The 23862-nt window shown below is 45.5% G+C and carries 21 protein-coding genes and 1 tRNA gene; 7 read left to right on the top strand and 15 right to left on the bottom strand.

Annotated elements, in window-relative coordinates; genetic code table 11:
- Nucleotides 1-60: 60 nt before the first annotated feature.
- A complete protein-coding gene (locus tag NX720_RS12835) occupies nt 61-2835 on the bottom strand; it encodes a coiled-coil domain-containing protein (RefSeq protein WP_262601489.1) in 2775 nt (924 codons plus the stop codon).
- 66 nt (nt 2836-2901) lie between these two features.
- Here NX720_RS12835 and add point away from each other — a divergent pair, with 66 nt between their 5' ends.
- The 3 genes from add to NX720_RS12820 all read left to right on the top strand — a co-directional run bounded on the left by add (nt 2902) and on the right by NX720_RS12820 (nt 6768).
- Nucleotides 2902-3963, top strand: a complete 1062-nt coding sequence (gene add, locus NX720_RS12830) for an adenosine deaminase (RefSeq protein ID WP_262601488.1) — start codon at nt 2902-2904, stop codon at nt 3961-3963.
- A gap of 125 nt (nt 3964-4088) precedes the next feature.
- A complete protein-coding gene (gene acs, locus NX720_RS12825; RefSeq protein WP_262601487.1) occupies nt 4089-6032 on the top strand; it encodes an acetate--CoA ligase in 1944 nt (647 codons plus the stop codon).
- A 28-nt stretch (nt 6033-6060) separates the two neighbouring features.
- Entirely contained in the window at nt 6061-6768 is a 708-nt protein-coding gene (locus NX720_RS12820) for an SDR family oxidoreductase (RefSeq protein ID WP_262601486.1), read from the top strand.
- Between the two features lie 126 nt (nt 6769-6894).
- Here the strand turns inward: NX720_RS12820 and NX720_RS12815 are convergent, their stop codons facing one another.
- The 11 genes from NX720_RS12815 to NX720_RS12765 form a co-directional block, all read right to left on the bottom strand.
- Nucleotides 6895-8019: a V-type ATP synthase subunit I domain-containing protein gene (locus tag NX720_RS12815; protein ID WP_262601485.1), complete on the bottom strand. Its 1125-nt coding sequence runs from the start codon at nt 8017-8019 to the stop codon at nt 6895-6897.
- 29 nt (nt 8020-8048) lie between these two features.
- On the bottom strand, nt 8049-9548 hold the full coding sequence (locus NX720_RS12810; RefSeq protein ID WP_262601484.1) for a coiled-coil domain-containing protein: 1500 nt from the start codon (nt 9546-9548) through the stop codon (nt 8049-8051).
- 304 nt (nt 9549-9852) lie between these two features.
- Nucleotides 9853-10098 carry a hypothetical protein gene (locus tag NX720_RS12805; protein ID WP_262601483.1) on the bottom strand — a complete coding sequence of 82 codons (246 nt, stop codon included), beginning with the start codon at nt 10096-10098 and terminating at the stop codon, nt 9853-9855.
- Between the two features lie 182 nt (nt 10099-10280).
- Nucleotides 10281-11606 carry an IS701 family transposase gene (locus tag NX720_RS12800; RefSeq protein ID WP_262600796.1) on the bottom strand — a complete coding sequence of 442 codons (1326 nt, stop codon included), beginning with the start codon at nt 11604-11606 and terminating at the stop codon, nt 10281-10283.
- Nucleotides 11607-11681: 75 nt separating this feature from the next.
- On the bottom strand, nt 11682-12332 hold the full coding sequence (locus tag NX720_RS12795) for a hypothetical protein (RefSeq protein WP_262601482.1): 651 nt from the start codon (nt 12330-12332) through the stop codon (nt 11682-11684).
- Nucleotides 12333-12335: 3 nt separating this feature from the next.
- The gene (locus tag NX720_RS12790) at nt 12336-14090 is read right to left on the bottom strand and encodes a coiled-coil domain-containing protein (RefSeq protein WP_262601481.1); all 1755 of its coding nucleotides are present in this window, start codon (nt 14088-14090) and stop codon (nt 12336-12338) included.
- 73 nt (nt 14091-14163) lie between these two features.
- Complete coding sequence (locus NX720_RS12785; RefSeq protein WP_262601480.1) at nt 14164-14481, bottom strand: SUI1 family translation initiation factor; 318 nt, start codon at nt 14479-14481, stop codon at nt 14164-14166.
- 10 nt (nt 14482-14491) lie between these two features.
- Entirely contained in the window at nt 14492-15085 is a 594-nt protein-coding gene (locus NX720_RS12780) for an HD domain-containing protein (protein WP_262601479.1), read from the bottom strand.
- A gap of 80 nt (nt 15086-15165) precedes the next feature.
- Nucleotides 15166-16263 carry a DUF2333 family protein gene (locus tag NX720_RS12775; RefSeq protein WP_262601478.1) on the bottom strand — a complete coding sequence of 366 codons (1098 nt, stop codon included), beginning with the start codon at nt 16261-16263 and terminating at the stop codon, nt 15166-15168.
- A gap of 67 nt (nt 16264-16330) precedes the next feature.
- The gene (locus NX720_RS12770; RefSeq protein ID WP_262601477.1) at nt 16331-18280 is read right to left on the bottom strand and encodes a bifunctional diguanylate cyclase/phosphodiesterase; all 1950 of its coding nucleotides are present in this window, start codon (nt 18278-18280) and stop codon (nt 16331-16333) included.
- Complete coding sequence (locus tag NX720_RS12765) at nt 18277-19005, bottom strand: transglutaminase-like cysteine peptidase (RefSeq protein ID WP_262601476.1); 729 nt, start codon at nt 19003-19005, stop codon at nt 18277-18279. Before NX720_RS12765 ends, NX720_RS12770 begins: the two co-directional genes overlap by 4 nt.
- Nucleotides 19006-19107: 102 nt before the next feature.
- On the opposite strand from NX720_RS12765, the gene NX720_RS12760 reads away from it, so the two are divergent.
- Both NX720_RS12760 and tnpC read left to right on the top strand, forming a co-directional pair.
- Nucleotides 19108-19184: transfer RNA gene (locus NX720_RS12760), tRNA-Ile, on the top strand.
- A 73-nt stretch (nt 19185-19257) separates the two neighbouring features.
- Entirely contained in the window at nt 19258-20931 is a 1674-nt protein-coding gene (tnpC, locus tag NX720_RS12755) for an IS66 family transposase (RefSeq protein ID WP_262595730.1), read from the top strand.
- Between the two features lie 422 nt (nt 20932-21353).
- Here the strand turns inward: tnpC and NX720_RS12750 are convergent, their stop codons facing one another.
- On the bottom strand, nt 21354-22526 hold the full coding sequence (locus NX720_RS12750) for an RNA-guided endonuclease InsQ/TnpB family protein (protein WP_262600925.1): 1173 nt from the start codon (nt 22524-22526) through the stop codon (nt 21354-21356).
- Between the two features lie 65 nt (nt 22527-22591).
- Between NX720_RS12750 and tnpA the strand changes: the two genes are divergently transcribed.
- Both tnpA and NX720_RS12740 read left to right on the top strand, forming a co-directional pair.
- Entirely contained in the window at nt 22592-23020 is a 429-nt protein-coding gene (tnpA, locus tag NX720_RS12745) for an IS200/IS605 family transposase (RefSeq protein WP_262600926.1), read from the top strand.
- A gap of 12 nt (nt 23021-23032) precedes the next feature.
- Nucleotides 23033-23314: a DUF2442 domain-containing protein gene (locus tag NX720_RS12740; RefSeq protein WP_318654111.1), complete on the top strand. Its 282-nt coding sequence runs from the start codon at nt 23033-23035 to the stop codon at nt 23312-23314.
- Nucleotides 23315-23447: 133 nt separating this feature from the next.
- Here NX720_RS12740 and NX720_RS12735 read toward each other — a convergent pair whose 3' ends face one another.
- Nucleotides 23448-23708, bottom strand: a complete 261-nt coding sequence (locus NX720_RS12735) for a type II toxin-antitoxin system RelE family toxin (protein ID WP_262601475.1) — start codon at nt 23706-23708, stop codon at nt 23448-23450.
- Nucleotides 23705-23860 (bottom strand): hypothetical protein, encoded by a 156-nt coding sequence (locus NX720_RS12730; protein WP_262601474.1) that lies wholly within the window; start codon nt 23858-23860, stop codon nt 23705-23707. Before NX720_RS12730 ends, NX720_RS12735 begins: the two co-directional genes overlap by 4 nt.
- Between the last annotated feature and the right edge of the window lie 2 nt (nt 23861-23862).

Here is a 23862-nt window from a genome sequence, read left to right as displayed (position 1 = left end):
CTCTCTTACTCACTTATGATCTTTCCGGGAGATGGCTCCAGAAGATAGCACCAGGATTTCTCAAACCCGAACAAGATGCTCCTCAACCAATTCCGCATTCTGCTCATACTGACCGAAATGCTTTTGCGTCAGATGATCATACTTTTCTTCAGAGATAAGCCCCTTCAAGTCATTACACAACCCTGTAAGGCTATTTTGCAATCGCTTCTTTTCATTTTCCAAATCCTTTACATCGTCAACAGCCGTCGCATTTTGGAACGTTTTAAATTCAGCTTCCACTGCTTTTTTAGCTTCCTCAGAAAGCAGTTCATCCAGATCACGGATAGCCTTCTTATGTTCACGCTCCATTTGGCTAATTTGCTGATTCAGTTTAGTAATAGCTCTATTCGCCTTCGCAAGTTCAAACTCAGCGTCTGGTGCTCCATCATCCTGTGTACGGGCTGTTTCAAGCAACTTCTGATTAGCCACCTTCAACTCATGCTCAAGCTCAACTACTCTTTCTTCTAATTGAAACTGTTGATCAGAAGCCTCCCGGTACATGTTGATCAATTCTTCATTCTCTTTCTTGAGACTCTTCTGCTGTGGACTTAACGAAGGGTACTCATTGAAACTTTGTTGCTCTCTGTTAATAAACTCCTGAAGTTGCGCATAAGCACTTTCCAGCTGCATATTAAGGTTTGTTATTTCACTTCCCATTTTCTCCAGAAGCTGCTGCGACTCCTCGCTACTCTCTGTCACCTGAATTTGTGACTCAAGTCTGTCTGTATCATACTTTGCCAACTCAGTAGCCAGCTCTCCATTTTGCTGTTGCAGAGTTTTTATTAACTCCTGAGCATTGGCATATTGAGACTGAAGCTCTTCAATTTCCCTGCCTTTCTCAGCGACCTCTCCTCTAAGGTCACTCAGGCTACTCTTTAACTCAGACATATTCTTGCTTGTATCAATGTTATGACTCCTTAATGCTTGCGATGCCATGCTTGATTTCTGCTTATATAATTCCTTTTCACTATTGGCTGTATTAATCTTTTCACCTAAATCATTAATCTGCTGATACGCTGACTGCAACTCTTCCCCGAGTCTTATGATGGCATCTTCTTTCTGGCTTATTAGCTCATCTATCTTTACTGATTTATTTCCAGAAGCCTCAACTTTATTTTTCAGATGGCTAACTTCTTTTCTTAGTGTCTTGATCTCAACATCTTTTTTACTTACTTCTTCTTTTTTATTTGCAAGTGAATTTTCAAGGCTTTTCACTGCAAAATCATGCTTAACCTTAATTTCATCTACTTCTATTTTTTTATTAGCCATCATTTTTTTAAACGAATTAATCTCGTTATTTGCAGTATCAAGTTTTGATTTTAAATCTTTCTCCTGAACCTTTAATTTTGCTATCTCTTTTGTATGATAAACAAGTTTTATTTCCAGATCAGACACTTTATTTTGTTTGTCCTGAAGAGACTGCTCCTGCTTTGAATAGTTTTTTAACAGCCTACTCATATCTTTATCATTTTCTTTCAATTCTTCTTTTTTAGCGGATAATTCATCATTAACAATTTTCAGCTTATTTTCATAGTCCTGTATAGTTTCTTTTTGCTTTAACTGTTCTTCAGAAAATTTAATTTCTTGTTGTTCTACCCGATTAGTGAGCTTAGAAAGATCTATTTTTAATCTTAATAATTCCTGATCTTTGACTTCCAGTGCTGTTTCAAGTTTTTTAATTTCAGACCCGGATACTGCAACAGACTGAGCCAGATTTTTATTCGTATTTTGTGCCTCGGTCAACTTTTTGTGACGATCTTTCAACTGAGAAAGCTCATGCTCTAATTGTATTTTCTCTTCACTAAGCTGTTGAGCCTGACTCTCAAGAGCTCTTATTTTATTTGTCAGTTTCTCACTTACTCTTGCAGCATTCTTATTCGATTGAGCCAGGTTGATTTTTTCTTTTGCCAATTCATCTTTCAGACTACTCTTATCTTCCGTAAGGTTATCAACAACCTTGGTATGTTGCTTTAACTCTCTATCTTTTTCATCAAGTAATTTCTGTATATTTAGTAGTTCCTTCTCTTTCTTTTTTACAGTATTGGATATTTCTGAATGTTGATTATGTAATAACTTATTCTGATGCTGATATTGGGACAAAGTCTGTTTGGTCGCTTCTAATTGTTCATCGATTTTACCAATGTACTCACCGTATTTGTAATTGATCGATGCAAGCGTTTTATTCTTTTTAGTCAGTTGACCCTGAGTCGCTTCATTCGCTTTTTGTTGTTCTTCATGTTTTTCATAGATTAACTTCAACCAGTCAACCGGTGTTTCAGCTTTTTTAGCATCTTCTTCAGATATTAAGCGCATTTTTTTAAACTCTTCGACTAAACTATCGAATTGGGCATCAAGCCTGAACTGCTTCATAAGTTTTTTATCAAAAAGTATTGCGTCTTTGCCTGCGCTTTCATTAAAAGACATCAGTTTCCCACGGGCATCATGCAAGGCAGTTTGTTCATTTTTAGCTGTTGCCAGTATGTCATTATAAGCGTTAATCAGGCTATTGCACTTGCCTGCAAGCTCATCAACCTGTTTCTTAGTACCATAATATCCGGATACATAGGACGTAATATAGTTATTAGGATCGACTACATCTGCGTTATAGTCTGGAAGTGTTTTCTCTGGGAGCTGATTGAACACATCAGAATGAGCCTTCGTTATCTCGGCTCTGGTTTTAGCATAAGCAATGACTGCACAAGTATTACCTTTTTCAGCATCTTCTCTGTTTACACTGTTCTTGTAATATGTCTCTAACGACATTCCAACAACACCATGCCTTGTCTGTACGTCCATAACAAAATTCCTTTAAATTTATTCCGTTAGTGGATATAGATTGGATTTACCGCATAAAGTTCCTTCATGTCATCTTTAGACTTACGCATCATTCCCTGCAATACTCTGCCTGCGACACTAACAAGAGCTAATCCAATGATCGACAAGTCCATCCCATTAACCGATATCCACCGCCATCTCGACGGCAATATCCGCCCGGAAACCATTCTGGCGCTGGGTCAGCAACACAACCTTGAATTACCTGCTGATACGCTGGAAACACTGATTCCCCATGTTCGGGTACTGAGTAATGAGCCTGACCTGGTCAGCTTCCTGACCAAGCTGGACTGGGGCATAAAGGTTCTGGCGGATTATGACGCCTGCCGCCGTGTCGCCTATGAAAACGTTGAAGATGCCCTGAATGCACAAATTGACTACGCAGAACTGCGTTTCAGCCCCTGGTATATGGCCATGACCCACAACCTGAACCCGGAAGGCGTGGTAGAAGCGGTTATCGACGGCGTCACCGCCGGTAGCCGGGATTTTGGTGTAAAGACCAACCTGATTGGCATTATGAGCCGCACCTTTGGTCAGGAGGCCTGCCAGAAAGAGCTGGATGCCTGCCTGGCGTTTAAGGACAAACTGGTGGCTATTGACCTGGCCGGTGACGAGCTGGGCAAGCCCGGCGAGCTGTTTGTGGATCATTTCAGACAGGTTCGGGACTCAGGCCTGAATGTGACGGTTCATGCCGGTGAAGCCGCAGGGCCGGAAAGCATGTGGCAGGCTATTAACGAACTGGGTGCTACCCGCATTGGTCATGGCGTAAAAGCCATTTCTGATCCGAAGCTGATGGATTATCTGGCCAAACAAAATATCGGTATTGAATCCTGCCTGACTTCCAATGTTCAGACCAGCACTTTCCCGGATATTGCTTCCCACCCCCTGAAGGCATTTCTGGACCACGGCATTCTTGCCACCATCAACACCGATGACCCTGCCGTTGAAGGCATAGAACTGCCTTACGAATACGAAGTGGCAGCACCGGCTGCTGGCTTAACTCAGGCAGATATTCGCAAAGCACAGGAGAACGGTCTTACCATTGCCTACCTCTCTGAAGACGAGAAAAAACAATTGCAAGCCAGCTGTTGATCCCTCACAGCGGGCTCTCTAACCCCGGGTGCCTACTGACTTTTGCCCTGTTTCTTATTTAATTTTTCCAGCCAGTTCGAAAGTCAGTTCTATACTGGTTGAGCTTTGATCAAGAGGTTCAACCAATGTCCGAAAAGAACATCTACCCGGTTCCCGACCATTTTCAGCAAGCCTGGATGACAGACGAAAAGTATCAGTCCCTGTATCGGTATTCGCTGGAAAAGCCGGAAGAGTTCTGGAGTTACAAGGCTGAACGCTTCATCAGCTGGTTTCGCCCCTGGGACAGTGTTTACGACGGTGACTTCAGTAAAGGCGAGGTCTCCTGGTTCAGGGGCGGGCAACTGAATGTCAGCGTCAACTGTATTGATCGTCACCTTGAACAGCGTGCGGACCAGGTCGCCATCCTGTGGGAAGGCGACACACAGGACGAACAGAAAAGCTACACCTACCAGCAATTGCACGATGAAGTCTGCAAACTGGCTAATACCCTTAAACATCTGGGGGTTAATCGGGGGGACAGGGTCTGCATCTACATGCCCATGATCCCTGAAGCCGCTTTTGCCATGCTGGCCTGCGCCCGGGTCGGGGCGGTTCATGCGGTGGTATTTGGAGGCTTTTCCCCACACTCCCTGCAGGACCGGATACTGGATTGCGACTGCCAGGTGGTTATTACGGCCGATGAAGGCATACGCGGCGGTAAAGCCATTTCCCTGAAAGCCAATGTCGATGAAGCCCTGCAAGGTTGCCCTGACGTTCGCAACGTTCTGGTGGTAAAGCACAGTGGCGGCGACATTAACTGGGTTGAAGGCCGGGATCACTGGTATCACACTCTGACAGCCGCCCAGCCAGCCGTTTGTGAGCCGGAAATAATGGAGGCAGAAGACCCGCTGTTCATCCTCTATACCTCCGGTTCAACCGGCCAGCCAAACGGTGTCCTGCACGCAACGGCAGGCTACATACTCTACACCACGGTCACCTTCCACTATGTCTTTGACTACCGGGAAGGAGAGGTTTACTGGTGTGGTGCCGACGTTGGCTGGATTACCGGCCACTCCTACATGGTTTACGGGCCACTCTCCAACGGTGCCACAACGCTTATGTACGCCGGGTTGCTTTTCTGGCCAGACGCTTCACGAATCTGGGACATTGTTGACCGGCACCAGGTGAATATCGCCTACACGGCTCCAACCGCTATTCGGGCACTGATGGCAAAAGGCGATGAGTATGTGGAAAAGTATTCCCGTTCCAGCCTGCGCCTGCTGGGTACTGTGGGTGAACCCATCAACCCGGAAGCCTGGCAATGGTATTACAATGTGGTGGGGAATAGTCGCTGCCCGATTATCGATACCTGGTGGCAGACCGAAACCGGTGGCATCATGATCACCCCCATGCCCGGCGCCAATGCCCTTAAACCGGGTTCAGCGACTCGCCCGTTCCTGGGGATTCGCCCTGCTCTACTGGACGATGACGGCAACAAAATTGTGGGACCCGGAGAAGGCAACCTGGTCATATGCGGTTCCTGGCCCAGCCAGATTCGTACCCTGTACGGCGATCACCAGCGAATGCTGGACACCTACTTTAACCATTTTCCCGGCTACTACTGCACTGGCGACGGTGCCCGCAGGGATGAAGACGGTTATTACTGGATTACCGGCAGGGTAGATGATGTACTGAATATTTCCGGGCACCGCATTGGCACTGCAGAAGTTGAAAGCGCCCTGGTTTTACATCGGGCCGTTGCTGAAGCGGCAGTCGTTAGTATTCCTGACGCCATTAAAGGCGAAGCCATCTATGCTTTTGTAACGCCCATGGATGATGCGGAACCTTCGCCGGAATTGGAAAGCGAGCTAATAAAGCTCACAGCGTCTGAAATTGGTTCCATCGCCAAGCCGCACCATATACAGTGGACAAAAGCCTTACCCAAAACACGCTCTGGCAAAATCATGCGTCGCATTTTGCGGAAGATCGCCCGGGGGGATACAGACAACCTCGGCGATACGACGACACTGGCAGATCCGTCTGTGGTCAACCACCTGATAGAGCATTCTGCTTACTGTCAGGAATCCTGAGAAACAGTAAACAGTAAAGGTAAACACCATGAATATTCTGATCACCGGCGGCAGTGGCGGCATTGGGCTGGCGATGGTAAAAAGCATACTGAAAGCAATGCCCGACGCAACCGTTCATGCCACCTGGCGATCTCAGAAACCTGAGTTCCAGCATGATAACCTCAACTGGCACACACTGGACTTAACTTCTGAGACACAGATACAAAGCCTGTCAAACCAGCTTCCAAAACTGGACTGGCTTATAAATGCTGCCGGTATGCTGCACAACCATAACCACCAGCCGGAAAAAACCATTCAAAGCATAGAGCCTGAGTTTTTTCTTGAGAGTTTGAAAATTAACACACTCCCGAGTCTGCTGCTGGCCAGATATTTTCAGTCTGCCCTGAAACAGTCTGAAAGCAGCTGCTTTGCCGTTATCTCTGGCAGGGTTGGCAGTATCACTGATAACCAGCTGGGGGGCTGGATCAGCTATCGCAGCTCCAAAGCCGCACTGAATATGGCCCTGAAAACACTCAGTATTGAATGGAAAAGAAAGGTGCCGAAATGCACGATTCTCTCGCTGCATCCCGGTACAACTGATACCGGCCTGTCAAAACCCTTCCAGAGAAATGTGCCTCCGGAAAAATTGTTTACTCCAGAGAAAGCGGCCAGCCAGTTGTTAAACGTTATTCTAAAATCGACGCCTGACTGTACCGGAAAGTTTTTAGCCTACGATGGAGCTGAGTTACCGTGGTAAAAGGGTAGCTCTTTTGCGAAAGCCTCTGAAAGCCCGGGAGCATACGGAGAAATCTTGCGATGCTCTTCCAGGAGACCTAAGAGCCTTTTCAGCATCTTTTTTCGAATTGCGTAACTGCTTCAGTTTTTATTCACCGTCGAGAACTATAACATCAATTTTACCCTCTGGTTTTTTGACTGCTTGATGTTGTGCAGACAAAGTTGAAGAATGCGCCTCAGGTGCATTCAATTTACGCTTCAAGGCAGCCATGCTTTTCATTAAGTCCTCACAGCTACTAGTCGTCGAACAACCGGTAACAGAAGCTATACTCTCTTTAAGTTTTTTAAGCCGCTCTTTAGAAGTAGTAAGTTCAGATTTTACCTTTTCTGTTTCATTACCTTCCTCTATAGAAGCAAGAATTTTCTCCCCCAAAGGTTTGATAAGACGCTTCTGTTCGGCATGCTCATTTTTCATTTTGTCTTTTAACTCTTTTATTTCATCGCTTAACTTTTGATTCATTTTGTTTTTTTCTTCAAGTTCTTCTTCTAGTTCCTGAATCTTCTTTTTTCCTTCTGAAACTTCTATTTCGGACAGCCCAAGCTGACGTTTCATGCTTGCAATTTCATCCCCTTCCATATCATCAAAAACTTTAATAGCTTTTTCAAATGCATCTATCACTTCTTTAGAATTTTTCTGAGATTCCTCCAGTGCATAATTTTTGTCTTTAAGTTTTTCTTTGAGATCTTGGATGATAGCTACAGACGAATCATTCTCAATTTTTAATTTTTTATTCCCTTCTTCTAACTCCTGTATTTTGTTTTCTGCTACTTCCAAATCCCTTTTTGACAGTCCCAGTTCATCAACAGATATTTGATATTCATTCGTGAAATTTTGAAGCGTATCTATTGCTTCCTTAGTGTCATTTTTAGAATTTTTATAAGCATTGGTTATGTCTTCAAGCTTTTGTTCGAGGTTTTTAAGTTTGCTGAAGCTTTCTCTACTTCCAACACTAATCTCTGCTTCCTTGCAGGTTACATCAATAGCTTTGTGAAAAAACTGTTGGTAAGTAGAGGACGATGACGCTAAACGAGGGCTCCCGGCAGGAAATTGTGAAACGGACCTCTGCTGCCAAACAGGCTGCCAAGACGAACCTCGTTGCCACGGAGGCTGCTGAGATGAAACAGTTGCTGTACCTGTTGTAGCAGTTCCAGCTGTAGTGGTCTGTATACTTGCCGCTCTAAACACCGAGTCTGTTGTTACAGGAGGTATCATATTTTAGTCCCTTAAATAAACTCAACAGGTTAGCCAGCTGTCTCTTTCTTCTGAAGTAAACCCCTTAATTCAGGAGTAGCATCAGATGGACTCTGACCAGATAAAATCAACAAAGTTTTGGCAGTTTCTTGCTCGGCTTCATTGGTTGGTACTGATTGTGGAATCTTTGTACAAGGTTCCTGACGTTTAGCGCAACCATGATCAACATTGACAGCGGAAACCCTGTCTTTCAAAGATTGCTGATTACGCCTAAGGGTCTCTTCAGCATCTTCTAGCAAATGCCGTAAATTTTTCAGCTCTTCTTCTTTTTTGAGATTTTCAGCATAAAGTTTTCTCTCTGAATCCTTGATTACTTGATATTCCGCAGACAAAGAGGAAAATTCCACCTCAGATGAATACAGTTCTTGTTCTAAGGCAGAAACTTTTTCTTTTTCATCGATTAGCTGTTTAGAAGAATCAACGATATTCTTAAAACATTCGATTAACTTTTTTTGTTTGGCATGTTCACTTTTCGTCATTATTTTTAATTCATTACTTAATTCCTGAATGACATCATTGCTTTTTTTTAATATTTCATCAAACTTTCTTATCTTGACTTTTGCTTCAGCCTCTTCACTTTGAGACAGTTCAAGCTTACGTTTCTTACTTGCATTTTGTTTTTTTAGTTTCTGAATGCTGCTTTCTGCTTCCGAAGCTTTTCTTTCTGAAGTATTGAGTTCAATATTTTTACGTTCAAGTGTACTTTTGAGGTTTTGAAGCTCCTCTGCCGCACCTCTGGCATTCTCTTGAGATAGCGTCAATTTATGGCTTGTGTCTTCAAGTTCCTTTTTGAGGCTTTGAATCCTGCCAGTATCTTCAGTAGATTCGTGAAATAATCGTGCTAACTCATTTTTTAATTTATCAAGTTCATTCTTCAGACTTTCTATCTCTTTTTCAGACGTCAATATATTGCTAATAATGGCATCTTTCTGATCTTGTAAACAAGCTTCGTTCTGAACTGCAATATTGGCCTGCCTGCAGATTTCACGAATAGGTTCCAGTGAGTAATTTAAAGAGCTGACGTTCGGTATTATCAGGTCTGGATTAAGAGTTCTGGGCCAGGCAGTAAACTTCAAATTAGGCAGGCCAAGGTTAAGAGTCCCTAAAGAAACTTCCTTAGTTGTTATCTCATTCGCATAATTCGCTTTTTTAAGCATCTCCAGAAATGGCTCTATAGCTTTCTGAAATACTTTCATCCTATTTTGAGCGCCCGTAATCATTCCTATAACATGGCTCCGGACACCCGAAGGCAAATTCTGGATTGATGGATCTTCTGTCAGTGTTCTTATAGAAATATAAGGAGAGGATGGCAAAACTGACCGCTGCTGCAAAGTCTGCCCAAGAAAAGGCTCTGTCCGGGTAAGCTGAGAAGGCACATCATGTTGTGTAACACTGCCGGAGTAGCTTGCTGTAGAGCCTGTTGAATCAGCTCCCGCTGTTGCGGTCTGCACACCTGAGCCGAACCCCGTCACTGTTGTAGAAGGTATCATATTCTTAGTCCCTTAAATAAATTCAATATTTAAGAGACATAAGTATGTGTAATTAGTTCCAGAGAAATGCACATCCGGAAAAACTGTTTACTCCAGAGAAAACGGCCAGCCAGCTGTTAAACGTTATTCTAAAGTCGACGCCTGACTGTACCGGAAAGTTTTTAGCCTACGATGGAGCTGAGTTACCGTGGTAAAAGGGTAGCTCTTTTGCGAAAGCCTCTGAAAGCCGGGGAGCTTGCGGTGAATATGCTGAGGCCTGACACTATGTTGCCCTGACACTATGTTGGCCTGACACTATGTTGCCCTATTGCATCTGAAGTGAACGCATTACTTCAGGGGCTGTATTGGCTGAAACCTGATCAGGTGCAAAATCGGCACCTCTCTGATCATGTAAAGCCAACAACGTGTCTGCAGCGTCTTTAGCTAATTGTTTCTGACAAAGCCTGAGTTCCTCTTCAGCCTTTTTTAGCAAATCGCGTAAATACTTCAGCTCTTCTTCCTTTTGGATATTTTTAGCCCAAAGACTCCTTACTTGATATTCTACGGACAAATAGAAATGCTCTACCACGGATGGATTCGTTTTTTCTTTTAAGGCTGAAACTTCTTTTACTCAGGTTTAGATTTCTTGAAACATGAACGTTCGGTAAAATATTTAGCGTCGGCGCAGCCAATCCCGTCAGGCACACAATTTAAACCTGCCTGAACCGTTTAAATCATTGGTTCTGAGTTCATTTATGCCGCTTTTTCCAAAAAACTATCCGAACGTTCGTTTTTATCCGGCAATTTCAGCTCTAATTTTTGCTCATATCGGTTCCAGCAGCCACGAATTCGAAACTGCGGAATAATCCAAAACAGCGCGCGCCTAAGCATTCCGGCCGTGACTGTATGGGGATTCCTCCAGGCAGTTTTGGCCAGCGCAATGGCCGCTGGATTTTGACAAATGGTCAGCAATTGCACCAGCGCATACCCTGCCATTTTAATGTGCATCCACCGTAACAGCGTTCTGAGTTTCTGCTGCCATAAATGCTTGCATCCAAACTCGTGTTTAAGTTGCTGGAACATAGGCTCTATAGGCCACCTGAGCGAGTAGGCTAATAGCACTTCATCGGCTTTCAAGTCAGGATTGGTGGACAGAAACAGTTTAGTTTCTGTTTGTCCCTTGTCGTTTTCAAAACAACTCCAGACGACTCGGACAATACGGCCTTTCAAAAAACGAGCTCGGCAAATACAAGAACGAAAAGAGACAGTCCGGTTCTTTCTGTAAAGCCAGAGAGTCATCTTGGTCTCTGGTAATTTCTCTACTTCCTCAGGTGTCATTTTGACACCGTACTTACGCTTGCGGCCTTTCCTTTTGAAAGGAGAGGGAGGAAGTGCATCGACTGGAAGCGCATAAAGTGCCCGGTTTTTCGGTATATGACCAATGACCTCATACCCAAGCTCAAGCGCGGGCTGCATCATGGTATGATTCATAAACCAGCAGTCAGTGAGCAGGCGCAAAGCTCGCCCCTGAAGACTCTGTCGTACAGATTTCAGCATGGCCTTTGCAATTTTAAGCTTGCTGATGTTGCCTGACTTAGGTGATGGAAAAGCCATCACTGGAATCGCAGTATGCACCTTGTCTGATGGTCTATGGAAAGGAATAGCCAGAAAGACCCAACATTGACCAAGGAGATAAGTACACCGGTTCTTTTTCTTGCTGTGTTGGTGATGTATTCGGCATGCCGGTGCTTTGTCAGAGCAACGTTCGAGTGTCAGGTCGTCGAGAATCAGGGGAATGGTCTGACCGTCAGGCACTTTAGAACTGACCAGCAATATCAGACGATGCGCCAGGTTTCGCCAACGCCACTTACCTTGGGAGACCCAATGATGGTAGCTGTTCCAGAAATTTTCGTAGTGGATCGTCAGAAGGGCTTGTGTAACAAAGCCTTCGCCAGAAAGCATGCCACCCAGAAGTAACTCACAGAACGTTGGTGCCGCAAGTGGTGATAGCGCTTTTGCAAGAAATGTCGTATATAAAGAAAGCTCTCGAAGGATTACTTTCTGATCTGAAGTGAGCATGGCAACCGCTTTTTCCTGGTAGATGAAGCGGTTGCTTAACCTATCTCAGCATCAAAAAATACGAAACGTTAGTACTTATAATTCTCTAAACTTGAGTTCTTTTATTAAATCTTCTAAACTAATAGCCTCGCCATACTTGGTAGCAGAGGCAACAGGACGCCCGATAGCAGAGGCAATATCCGTTTTAAACTTTGCCATGTCTTTAAAATTTTTTTTAAGGGACTTTTTTTGGTCTCTAATTTCTTGTTGCATATTTTGTATATTGGCTTTTGCTTTAATGTCTTTAACTTTGGACCGTTCTAACTGACATTTTGACTTTTCATTTGCCTTTTTTAGTTTCTCATATTCCACTTTTCTTGCTGCCATTTCACTGTTGAGTAGATTAATCCTAGCTGTTAATTGTTTATTTTTTTCACTCCATAGAGCTTCAGTCTCTTCATGAACTAAACGCGCAGTATCACTCTGAATTTGACAAATCTCTTTCATGAGCTGGTGCTGGTCATCAACGGGCAATTTCTTGATTAAAGAACCATTTTCAATTTTTTTTAATGGGAGTTGCAAAACTGGCCGCTGCAGCAAAGTCCGCCAAAGTGGAAGACATTCCTGCCCTTGAAGCAGATTAGTCCCTGAATGTGATACAACGCTGCCATAAGGGCTTGCTGCTGTTGCGGCTTGGATGAATGGGCCTGTAGAGCCGACGCCCGTCGCTGTTGTAGAAGGTATCATATTTTAGTCAGTTGTCCCTTTCGCCTGAAGTAAACGCATTAACTCAGGGGCAGTATTAGCTAAACTCTTATTAGAATTAGCTGGACTCTGACCAGATAAAAACAACAAACTGTTGGCAGCTTCTCGCTCGGTTTCATTGGTTGATACTGATTGTGGAATCTTTGTACAAGGTTCCTGACGTTTAGCGTAATCATGGTCAGCATTGACAGCGGGAACCCTGTCTTTCAAAGGTTGCTGATTACGCCTAAGGGTCTCTTCAGCATCTTCTAGCAAATGCCGTAAATGCTTCAGCTCTTCTTCTTTTTTGAGATTTTCAGCAGAAAGACTCCTCTCTGAACCCTTGATTTCTTGATATTTTGTAGACAAAGAAGAAAGTTCCATCCTGGATGAATCCAGTTCTTTTTTCAGATTAAGGATCATTTTTTGAAGACTGGAGATTTCTGTTTTTAGGTATTGTACTTTGCCTATTTCTTCATCCAACTCACTTTGAGATTGTTCATACACACTTTTTAAACTTACATTTTGCTCATTCAGTTCTTGAATGCTCTTTTCTGCTGTCTCAGCTTTTCTTTGGGACAGCTCATACTCACTTTTTAAACTTACATTTTGCTCATTCAGTTTCTGAATGCTCTTTTCTGCTGTCTCAGCTTTTCTTTGGGACAGCTCATACTCACTTTTTAAACTTACATTTTGCTCATTCAGTTTCTTAATGATCTTTTTTGCTGTCTCAGCTTTTCTTTGGGACAGCTCATACTCACTTTTTAACTTTTCATGCTGCTCTTTCAACTCCTTAGTATTATTTTCTGCTGTCTTGAATTTTCTTTGGTACAGTTCATACTCACTTTTTAACTTTTCATGCTGCTCTTTCAACTCCTGAGTATTATTTTCTGCTGTCTCGACTTTCCTTTGGGACAGTTCATATTCACTTTTTAACTTTTCATGCTGCTCTTTCAACTCCTGAGTATTATTTTCTGCTGTCTCGACTTTCCTTTGGGACAGTTCATACTCACTTTTTAATTTTTCATGCTGCTCTTTCAACTCCTTGACATTGTATTCTTCTACCTCAGCTCTATTTTGATAAAATTCTTTCTCAATACTTAAATTTTCATTTTGACCTTTTAGTTCCTGAATAGTATTTTCTGCTTCCACCACGAAATTTTGAGACACTTCAAGCTTATGAACAGTTTCATCAAGTTTATTTGTGTTTTTTTTAAGCTCATCTTTTGATTTATTAACCCTATCTTGAGAATGCTCATAGTCAACAATTGCATCTTCAAGATTTTTTTTAAGGATTTTGATTTCTCCGGAGTCTTTAGTTGATTGGTCAGAAGCCTGCAGATAAAGACTATTTAAATTACTAATTTTTTCCTTTAGTTCTTTTATTTCAGATCTGGAAACCACTATCTCTTTGTAGATAGCGCTTATCTGGCCATAAATATCTCTATCACCCTGAACTGCGATACCTGCGTGTTTGCAAACTTCATAAACAGCTTCTTGTAAACACTGGAGGTGTGTAGAGAGTGATGACTCTGAACCAGGACTCCCTACAGGGAGCTGATTCATGCGAGAAGTGGAAGGTTGAATGTATGTAACGAGCCTATGCTGAAACTGTCTGGGCTGACCTTGTTGCAGCGGAGGCTGAGGAGGCAGCCCACCATATACTGCAACAGTTGCTGTACCTGTTGCAGCAGGTCTGGCTGTAACAGTCTGCACACCTGATGCTGGAAAGCCTGAGTACGTTGTGGTTACAGGAAGCATGTTTTAGTCCCTTAAATGAATTCAATATTTAAGAGACATGGACAGGCGTAATTAGTTCCAGTAAAAGTGGATTTTACCCCCCGGAGCGCCTGGCGTCGTAACCTTCTTTTTTCAGAACGTCCACCATAACGTCCACATGATCACCTTGCAGCTCAATATTGCCCTCTTTCACCGAACCGCCACCGCCAGCCCGTTTTTTCAGTTTTTTGGCAAAGGCTTTCAGGTCATTGCCTGCCAGGGGTAAACCACTGATCACGGTCACGGTTTTACCCCCACGCCCTTTTTTTTCCGGACGCACACGGACGTTACCGTCGCCAACCACTTCCTGTTCCGGCTTATCTTCTTTGACACGGCCAACGTCGGTTGAATAAACCAGTCTGCTGTTGCTCATACTCAAATTCCTAAGGTTTCAGCCAACCTTTTTCTACCGCCAGATCAATCTGGCTTAACGCATATTCCCAAAGTTCAGGGGCCAGTGTTTCCAGGTACTGGTTACGCTTCAATACCTGGGCACGACTGATGGAATGTTTTGCCCAGCTGCCGCCGTTGTTGTCCATATTCAGCAGCAGCGGCTGCATACAGTCTATCCCTTTAGCAAAACGGGCATCGTCGGTTTCCAGCGCTTCAAACTCCTGCCATAGCTCCATAATGTAGTCACGCTGACAGTCTGGCAGCAGACCAAACAGGCGTTCAGCCGCCTTGATTTCTTTCTCTTCCTGACCAGCCACCTGTTCAGCGTCAAAAACAAAAGCGTCACCCGCATCGATCTCGACGATATCGTGAATCAGCAGCATGGTGACAACACGGTGAATATCCACCGGTTTATGAACATAATCCATCAGCAGTGTTGCCATCATGGCAATATGCCAGCTGTGTTCAGCACTGTTTTCCTGCCGACTGTTTTCCGATTTCACCATGGTCTGGCGATAAACCGACTTGAGCTTATCCAGCTCATTAATAAACTCGATTTGCTGCTTCAGATTGTCAGCAGACATAAGGCACCTTAAAAGAATGATGATTCGGAAACATTGAACAGAGGCTCCCGGGAGCCTCTGTTGTCCTGAGGGGTGGGTTATCAGCCCTGTTCCAGCAAACGACGCAGGTCGATAATCGCGGCATTGGCACGGGAAATATAATTGGCCATAACCAGCGAGTGGTTAGCCAGAATACCAAAACCACTGCCATTCAGAATGACCGGACTCCAGACCCATTCCTGGGTCGCTTCCAGCTCACGAATAATCTGCCGCAGACTGACGGTAGCATTTTTCTTTTCCAGTACGTCAGAAAAATCAATTTCCACGGCCTTCAGCAGATGAATCAGCGCATAGGCAGTGCCACGGCTTTCAAAGAAAATATCATCAATTTTATTCCACGGGGTTTTCACATCCACCACATCGTCCATAACCGTTGACTGCTGGGCGGCAGCATCGCCCGCCAGATCCGTATTCAGCCGGGGCTTGCCAACGCTGGCACTTAAACGCTGGGAAAGGCTACCCAGACGGGTTTCAACATCGGACAGCCAGCGGGTCAGGTTATCTGCCCTGGCGTAAAACTGTGCCGGGTCTTCCTTGCTGGGCAAGCGGTTCATGTAGCTTTCGAGCTTGTCGATGCCTCGCTGGTACTCTTTTTCACTGGACGGCAGAATCCAGCTTTTAGAATCAAAATTGAACTGCGGCTCGGCAATGGCAAGATCAGCGTCTTCACGGGACTGCGACTGGGAGCGGCTCATATCCTTGCGTAAAGCCCTGGCCATGTCGCGTACCTGTATCAGAACACCCAGTTCCCAGTTCGGCATATTATCGAGAAACACTCCGGGCGGCATAATGTCATTGCGGATATAGCCACCACGCTTGGTCAGCAGTGTCTCTGCCAGACGATACAAGGTTGCGGTTGTGGTGTAACCGGTCACCACCTGCTCACCACTGGCCTGAGCCAGCAGTTCTGCGTTTTCACGAACAGAAAATGGCTTGGGAGGAATACTCCAGTAAATACTCAGTGCGGAAAAAAACACGACAATGACAGTCAGAATGCCTGCTGCTCCCCTGCCGCTAATTTTTTTCTTTATTCCATTTAGTGAGTTAGCGAAGGTGCCCGAAAAACTGCAACTACGTAACTTATCTGTTATTTTCAGCATTGTTGTCGAAATGCGCTCTTTGATCTCATCCAGAGCCATAATGTCCTCACCACCATTCCAGCCGTAAGGCGCATTATCCTCTATTCACGCACAGAGGGCGAGTGTTTCAAAGCCTCTGGGGGCGTCCCAGATAATATCCCTGTCCGCCCTCAACACCCATTTCGCGTAATTTCTGCCAATCCTCTTTCTGTTCGACGTCCTGTGCCAGCAATGTGATGTCGCGGCTTTTGGCCAGCATAGCCAGCGTTCGGATATAAAACTGATTGCCCTGATTATTGCAGATACCCCGCACAAAGCTGCCATCTATCTTGATATAATCCAGCTCCAGTTCATGCAGGCTGGTCATGGATCGGCTGGCAATACCAAAATGATCGATGGAAAGACGACAACCGGTCTGTACCAGACGTTTGACAAGCGCTGGCATTTCTCTGCCTGCCATTATCACGGTTCGTTCCGGCACTTCGAGAATCAGCCTTGCGGTCACCTCAGGCAGCGCTTTTAAGGTATCCAGCAACCATTGATAAAACGCTTCATCCAATAAAGAGCGGGGGGAAAGGTTCACGCAATAGCGGGTATCACTGTCATCTTTTTGCAGGTGTAACACCAATACCTCAAAGACGACTTTGTCAAAGTCAACATGAAGGTCAAACCGTTCCACGATGGGCAGAAAAGCTGTAGCCGAAGCCAGTTCACCTAACAGTCGTAACCGGGCAAACACCTCTCTGAAAAGCGGTTGCTGGTTCATGTCGTAGACCGTCTGGTAAAACAGCTCCACTTCCTGTCCTTTCAACACCTGCTTCAACGATTCCTGCCAGTTACCTTCACTCCACTGGTTATAAGGCTGAGGGCTATTGCCATCGATCTGTTTGACGTCCCATTTACTGGCGGCCTGATGCTGAAGGTCTCGAAGTAGCTGATCCGCCTGCTGCAACATTTCATCCGCTCTGGTTCTGCCCAGGTGGGTGACCGCAGCAATGTGCAGGCGGTCATTTCCTTCTTCACTGAGAAAGAAAGGCAGCGAAGCCACCGCCCTGAAACAGGCTTCAGTGATCCGACGGTTCTGCGCCAGATCACAGGCATGAACAAAAACACAAAACACCGTACCACTGCGACGACCAACGATGGCTTCCGGCCAGGGTTCAACCGTTTTGCGGATTCGGTTGGCAATATCAACCAGTAGCAGGTCGGCTGCGTTCCGCCCATTTTTCTTATTAAAGCTGTCCAGCCCGGAAACCTGTGCCATTAACAAACTACCGCCAAATTCCCCACGCTCCTCATCCTGCAAAACATTGGCCACACGGTCATCAAAAGCGCGACGATTCAGAATGCCGGTCAGGGCATCTTTAACAGATCGCTTGCGCAACTCCTCCGTCAGTACCAGTTTTTCAGCAAACTGCTCTTCCAGTTTGCCCGCCATTCGGTTCATCGCTTCAACAACAAGCCGGAGGTCTTTGGTTTTCGGTAACACCTCCTGCTGAACAAAGGATCGCTGACAAATAGCGTCCGCCTGTTTTTCAAGCTTTTTCAAAGGACGAAGCACGATGCGCAGGAAAATGTTCAATCCCAGAATAGCCAGCAGCAACCCAAAACCAAACAACCAGACACCGTTCCGGGTTTTATTCCACAAACTTCGATAGGCATAACCGGGATGGCTTGCGACATAGATAGTCCCGGCAGGCAGCCAGCCCCGGTTCACTTCAGACACGACCCTTGGTGCTTCAAGGTCAATCAGGTTGATAAACCACAGAGGGACATCATCCAGTTGCACCTCGTGCTGACTGCTGACGATGATGTTGCCGTTTTGATCGATAAATTGAATTAACCGGTAGTAGCCCCGGTCAAAAACCGCATCCACCATAGAGTCAATGGCAGCGGTGTTATCCGGCTCCGTCGCCGCAATAGCCACTCCAAGGGAAGTCGCCGTGTCCTGGGCATGGGACTCCAGCTGATCCTGTAAATAGCTGCGGGCATCGTTGATATTCATGACCAAGCTACCCGAAAACAGCAGGAATAGCAGTAGGGTCAGATATAACGCCAGTTCCCTGAGTAAAGTCATGGTTTTGCCCCTGTAGTCGGTCCAGGCTTTCTGGCCTCAAGCTTTTTCTTTTCGCTTAACTCATCGCTGAACCGCTCTCTCAGCTCCATCCACAGGCTGATCCGTTCAGCCTTTCCTACTCTTACACCTTTACCCCTCTGGCGGGCAATCCACAAGCCATCACCATTAAAGTTATACACTGGCTTCAGGTCTTTGCGCTCACGGGCAGGCAGTATTTTGCCTTCAAGGTTATCCAGAATCAGAGGTTCTTTCCCCTTTTCCGGGTAATAGGTCAGCACCATATGCGCCTGGTTGATTCTTAACGCTTTAACGTAAGTAATTCGCAACCGCTCATCGGCCACGCCCAGCTCCCGGAGGGTAAAGTATTTGGCAATGGAAAAGTCCTCACAATCGCCGCCACCACTGGCAAGAAACTCAACAGGCGTTGCCCAGAAGTCCTCTTTACCCCAGTGTTGCAGGTCGGTTCCAAACTCCAGTCGGTTAAAGAAGATATTCACCTTTTCCAGCTTTTCTCTCTCTGGCAGCCTGCGGCTATTTTCCAGCAAGTCCTGCCAGGCGTGCATGCGCCTGACTGCCATGTCGCCATAGAGTTTCTGGACATTATCCAGCAGTTTCTGGCTCACATAAAACTCACTGGCAAGAGCCAGTGAAAGCGTGCAGACCATCAGAACATTGAATATAAAACGAGCTAGCATAACAAGCCGGGAGTACCACCAGTTTTCCACCTTAAGTTATGCTTTCGGCCATTCAGTCAATTTTTATAAAGTTACGTGAAATCAGAGGGTTGGCGTTAAGGCATTTATATGCTTATAATTCATCACCGCTGTGGGCCCATAGCTCAGTTGGTTAGAGCAGTCGACTCATAATCGATTGGTCGCAGGTTCAAGTCCTGCTGGGCCCACCATATTTTTCAAAGCCTGTAGGTAACTTTTCTACAAACCACTAAACATAAGCTCAAAGTCGTCTACTTTTAGAGTATGCAAAATGCTCATGTTTCAGGATCAGGCACAACACCTGCATTACTGCCTGCCCCCTTTGCTACCTCGCAGGTCATCCTCACCAAGCAGGAACACATCCAGCTAAAACAGCAGGCCAACCTCTGGCATGCCATGTGGAAGGCGGCCTGTGGCCGAGAGAAAAAAGTATTGGCTAAAAATGCCTCTCTTATCGCTCAGCATAAAGCCGAAATGGCTGGGTTGAACACCCAGGTCGCTGATCTGAAATCAGAACTGGCACACATGAAGCACTTGCTTTTCGGTCGTAAATCAGAGAAGACCAGTTCTTCTTCAAAGAAAAGTGGCAATACTACCCGGCCACCTTCAAATCGAAAACGAGGTCACCAGCCCGGAGTCCCCGGCTCTGGTCGCCATCTTCACAACAACCTGCCAGTGGTTCATGAGTCTGTAGACTTACCAGTGGACAAACAGTGTTGTACAGTCTGTCACCGGCCATTCAAGTCTTTTTTCAATGACGACAGCTGCGACGTAATTGAAGTTGAAGTTAAGGCTCACGTTCGTCGTTATCACCGAAGGCATTACCAAAAAACTTGCCAGTGCCCTGAAACGCCCAATATTACTACTCCACCACCTCCACCAAGACTCATCAACAAAGGAAAGCTTGGTATTTCTGTCTGGGTGGAGCTGTTGCTGAATAAGTACGCATACGGCATCCCCATAAACAGGCAACTTGAGTCTTATAAGACTCAGGGACTGGAACTGTCGCAGGCGACCATCTCCTTTGGCCTGGAAGCTATAACGCCCTTTTTTGAGCCGGTTGCCGAAGCTACTCGGGAATTCGTCGCCAGTAGCGATCAGTGGCATGCTGATGAAACCCGGTGGATCAGCTGGGCACATGAGACCACAGGTTCTCACAAACATTGGCTTTGGGTATTTCTCTGTGATCAGGCGGTTTATTTCAGCATTGCTGACACCCGTGCGGCTGTCGTACCAGAGTCGATCATTGGTGACGGGGCTGGAACGCTGGTGTGTGACCGATACTCAGCGTACAAAAAGCTTGCGAATGATGCGGTGTCTATTAATTTAGCTTTCTGCTGGGCTCACGTCAGGCGGGATTTTATTGACGCTCAACGAGGTGATCCGGAGTTGGAGAAATGGAGCGCCACCTGGGTGAACAGGATTGGTCGTTTATATCATCTTAATAGTCAGCGACTTGAAGTGCTTGATGAACCAGAGCAGCTAGCAACACAGCAGTTACGGCTTGAACATCAGGTAGAGCAGATGGCAATCCAGAGGGTTCAGGAACTTAATCGTCCTAAACTGCGAGTCAGAGCGAAAAAAGTGCTCGAAAGTCTACAGAATCACTGGGAAGGATTGACCCGCTTTGTCACTGATCCCGGTATCCCCATGGATAACAACGCTGCAGAGCAAGCACTGCGCACAGGTGTCGTTGGCAGGAAGAATTACTACGGCTCTGGCAGCGTATGGAGTGCTGATATAGCCGCTTTTCTATTCAGCGTTTTTATGACGCTAAAGCTTTGGGATATTAATCCAAAAATCTGGCTGGGTGCCTATCTTGAGGCTTGTGCCATAAATGGCAGGAAGCCACCTAATGATCTCACTCCTTATCTGCCCTGGTTAATGAGTGAGGAGCGGCTTTGTGAAATGCGCAATCATGATCCGCCAAAGGTATAACAATTGGAGGCAACAATAGGGAAAAGCGGTGTCTTAATTGCTAATTTTGAAGCGGTTTGTAGAAAAGTTACGCCTGTAGTGTTAGTAAGCACTACAGGCTTTTTTGTATCTGAGATTTAGTCTTAGGGAAGCAGCAGAACATAATATACCGCTGTTGGCTGTTGGCTGTTGGCTTTTGGCGGTTGGCTGTATGAGCAGCTAATAGCCATAAGCCAACAGCCCGGTAAGTTATTGAATGCTGCGCCCCTTAGCAAGATGCAAGCCTGAAATTCGCACAAGCGCAAACGGCTAATACGAGTTATGATGAATGGCTCTGGTTTCTCCAGAGCCTTTGTCTGTCAAGGGTTTCACTGGTTCAGGTGAATGTATGAAGATACATGAGGTGACTGCTCCCCACCCTATCGGGTGAGGCTTCTGATTTCTTAGGCAGCAACCGACAGTATGCCGGATTTACGCAAGCCTCCATCAGCAGAAACGGACAGTCCTTCCGCCTTTAATTTCAATATGCCTTGCTTCTTGATATTGCGAGCTGCATTAATATCCCGGTCATGGATAGCACCACAGCTACACTCCCATGATCGGATTCTCAATGGCATTTTTTCCTGTTTCAAATCGCAGACTGAGCAAGTTTTAGAGGATGCAAACCACTGGTCTATCTTCACCAGATGTTTACCTTCCTGCTTTGCCTTGTATTCGAGTTTGGTTATCAGTGAGTGCCAGCCAGCATCAGCAATAGAACGTGCAAGACGCTTGTTCTTGAGCATGTTTTTAACTTTCAGTGTCTCCACAATTACCGCTTGGTTTTCGTCGATGAGTTGTTTTGATAGCTTATGCTGAAAATCATTACGGGCAAAGGCTACACGCTCATGCGCCTTTGCCACCAATAAACGGGCTTTGTGCCTACCTTTTGAGCCTTTCTTGCAGCGAGATAGAGCCTGTTGTTTTCTTTTCAGGTTACGTTGTGCTTTTTTCAGAAAGCGAGGATTGCCAGTCTTATGGCCGGTACTGGTGATAGCCAGATCAGTAATCCCCATATCAACACCGACAACCTGATTAGCTTCAAGATTATCAATCTGTTTTGGTTGTTCCTGGGTATCATCAGCCAATATGGAGGCAAAATACTTGCCGGTTAGCGTTCTGCTCAGGGTGATAGACTTCACCTTACCCACTATTTCACGATGCACTTTAGCCTTTATGGGCTTGCACTTGGGGATTTTTATCCAGTTATCGCCCACAGAGACAGACGTACAATGGTAGCTACTTTGCTTGCCATGCTTTTTCTTGAAGCGAGGAAATCTTGCCTGCAATTTGGGATTGAAAAAGTTTTGAAAGGCCGTATCCAGATTGATAGTGGCCTGTTGCAGTGCAATAGAGTCAGCGTTTTTCAGCCATGAGTACTTTCGGCTTTTCTTGGCTTTTGCCAGCAAGGGCTTCAGGTGTTTTTTGGGAGAAAGGCTCTGCCCACGAACCTTGTAATAATGAACCTTAATAGCCAGGGCCTTGTTCCATACGAACCGCACAGCATCAAACTGACGGTCCAGAAATTCCGCCTGCTCTGATGTTGGATAGATTCGTACTTTGGTGGCTCTCAGCATGGAATGTTATTTCAGTGCTCATTAATATAAGCTCTATATTACAGGTATTTGAAAGAGGTTTTCAAGTGAGCACACACAATAAAGATTTGCTTAAAGGGTATCTTCGCAAACGACATAGCGTTACCAAGCTGGTTGTTCATTTGGTGTTCACGACAAAGTACAGGCGAAAGCTTTTTGATGGCTATATGATCAAGCAGTTACGGGAGTCGTTCGAGAGTGCATGTGAAAAACTGGAATGCCAGTTACTTGAAATGGATGGCGAAAAAGATCACGTACACCTGTTGGTGGCCTACCCACCAAAACTGGCTATCAGTGTCATGGTAAATAATCTCAAATCAACATCATCAAGACGGTTGCGAATGCTGAATACCCACCTTACTGCTCAGAGCAAAGCAGGCTTAATGTGGTCAAGGTCTTACTTTGCTTGCAGTGCTGGCGGTGCAACTATCGAGACTCTGAAGGACTACGTTAATAGCCAGAGTACACCAGATTGATGGCGGAAGGCTCTGCGCCTTCCCGTCTTATATCCCCGCCCGCATTGGGCGAGGGTTTACGACGATTTTGCTAATATTTCGAGTCACGGCTTATGGGTTCTGCCCCGCAGTGGTAAAGAGCTGTTTCTGTCCTATGCTGATTTCCCATGGTTCAAAGACCAGCCAGTGAGTGCCATCATAAATGTTGAAGAATTGGCTGATGGTCACTTTTACTGGCCTGATCTGGATATTGACCTGAGTGAAAAAATTATTGAGAGCCCTGCTGATTATCCTTTGCAGGCAAAGGCTAAATGACCTTCTGCAACACCTTTGATTGAGGGGCAGGTTTTATGAATCCAGAGGATGCTCACATGTTACTTGTGTGACCGATCAGCTTTAATGCGACTTGAGGCGTATGTTCTGCGGGATTAGCTGGCCTGCTCTGTTCTCATCGGTAAACCTCTTTCCAGTGTCCTACCTTCACAATCTCAATAATCAGTTGCCCGTTGTGTACCTGATATATAATCCGGTAATCACCAGCTCTTACCCAGTAACTGTGATCTGTACCTGCCAGTTTCCGGCATCCGTCCGAGTGCGGATCGTCCACCAGCGATTCAGCCAAGGCCACCAGCTTGGTTACTGCTGCCTTGGGGAGCTTCCTGAGTTCCTTCTGTGCTGACTTCTTCCAGCGTAATACGTACCGGCTCATAGTTTGCCGTCTGCTTTCAGAGATTTAATCAGCTCCTCATGGGATACCGTTTCTTCATCCCGGCGTTCCGCTACGGTTGCCAAGTCATAACCAAGAGCAAAAGCCGGGTCTCGTTTTTTCCGTTGGCTGATGTAATTTTTTAAGTCGCTCATGC

Origin of the sequence: Endozoicomonas euniceicola, from assembly GCF_025562755.1 — a bacterium.
Taxonomy (GTDB): Bacteria; Pseudomonadota; Gammaproteobacteria; order Pseudomonadales; family Endozoicomonadaceae; genus Endozoicomonas_A; species Endozoicomonas_A euniceicola.
The sequence above is the reverse complement of the archived record's forward strand: the minus strand, read 5'-3'. Positions and strand labels throughout refer to the sequence as shown.

Coding starts and splice junctions, on each gene's coding strand:
- NX720_RS12835 (WP_262601489.1), bottom strand. CDS start 2,835: ATGGACGTACAGACAAGGCATGGTGTTGTTGGAATGTCGTTAGAGACA.
- add (WP_262601488.1), top strand. CDS start 2,902: ATGTCATCTTTAGACTTACGCATCATTCCCTGCAATACTCTGCCTGCG.
- acs (WP_262601487.1), top strand. CDS start 4,089: ATGTCCGAAAAGAACATCTACCCGGTTCCCGACCATTTTCAGCAAGCC.
- NX720_RS12820 (WP_262601486.1), top strand. CDS start 6,061: ATGAATATTCTGATCACCGGCGGCAGTGGCGGCATTGGGCTGGCGATG.
- NX720_RS12815 (WP_262601485.1), bottom strand. CDS start 8,019: ATGATACCTCCTGTAACAACAGACTCGGTGTTTAGAGCGGCAAGTATA.
- NX720_RS12810 (WP_262601484.1), bottom strand. CDS start 9,548: ATGATACCTTCTACAACAGTGACGGGGTTCGGCTCAGGTGTGCAGACC.
- NX720_RS12800 (WP_262600796.1), bottom strand. CDS start 11,606: ATGCTCACTTCAGATCAGAAAGTAATCCTTCGAGAGCTTTCTTTATAT.
- NX720_RS12795 (WP_262601482.1), bottom strand. CDS start 12,332: ATGATACCTTCTACAACAGCGACGGGCGTCGGCTCTACAGGCCCATTC.
- NX720_RS12790 (WP_262601481.1), bottom strand. CDS start 14,090: ATGCTTCCTGTAACCACAACGTACTCAGGCTTTCCAGCATCAGGTGTG.
- NX720_RS12785 (WP_262601480.1), bottom strand. CDS start 14,481: ATGAGCAACAGCAGACTGGTTTATTCAACCGACGTTGGCCGTGTCAAA.
- NX720_RS12780 (WP_262601479.1), bottom strand. CDS start 15,085: ATGTCTGCTGACAATCTGAAGCAGCAAATCGAGTTTATTAATGAGCTG.
- NX720_RS12775 (WP_262601478.1), bottom strand. CDS start 16,263: ATGGCTCTGGATGAGATCAAAGAGCGCATTTCGACAACAATGCTGAAA.
- NX720_RS12770 (WP_262601477.1), bottom strand. CDS start 18,280: ATGACTTTACTCAGGGAACTGGCGTTATATCTGACCCTACTGCTATTC.
- tnpC (WP_262595730.1), top strand. CDS start 19,258: ATGCAAAATGCTCATGTTTCAGGATCAGGCACAACACCTGCATTACTG.
- NX720_RS12750 (WP_262600925.1), bottom strand. CDS start 22,526: ATGCTGAGAGCCACCAAAGTACGAATCTATCCAACATCAGAGCAGGCG.
- NX720_RS12735 (WP_262601475.1), bottom strand. CDS start 23,708: ATGAGCCGGTACGTATTACGCTGGAAGAAGTCAGCACAGAAGGAACTC.
- NX720_RS12730 (WP_262601474.1), bottom strand. CDS start 23,860: ATGAGCGACTTAAAAAATTACATCAGCCAACGGAAAAAACGAGACCCG.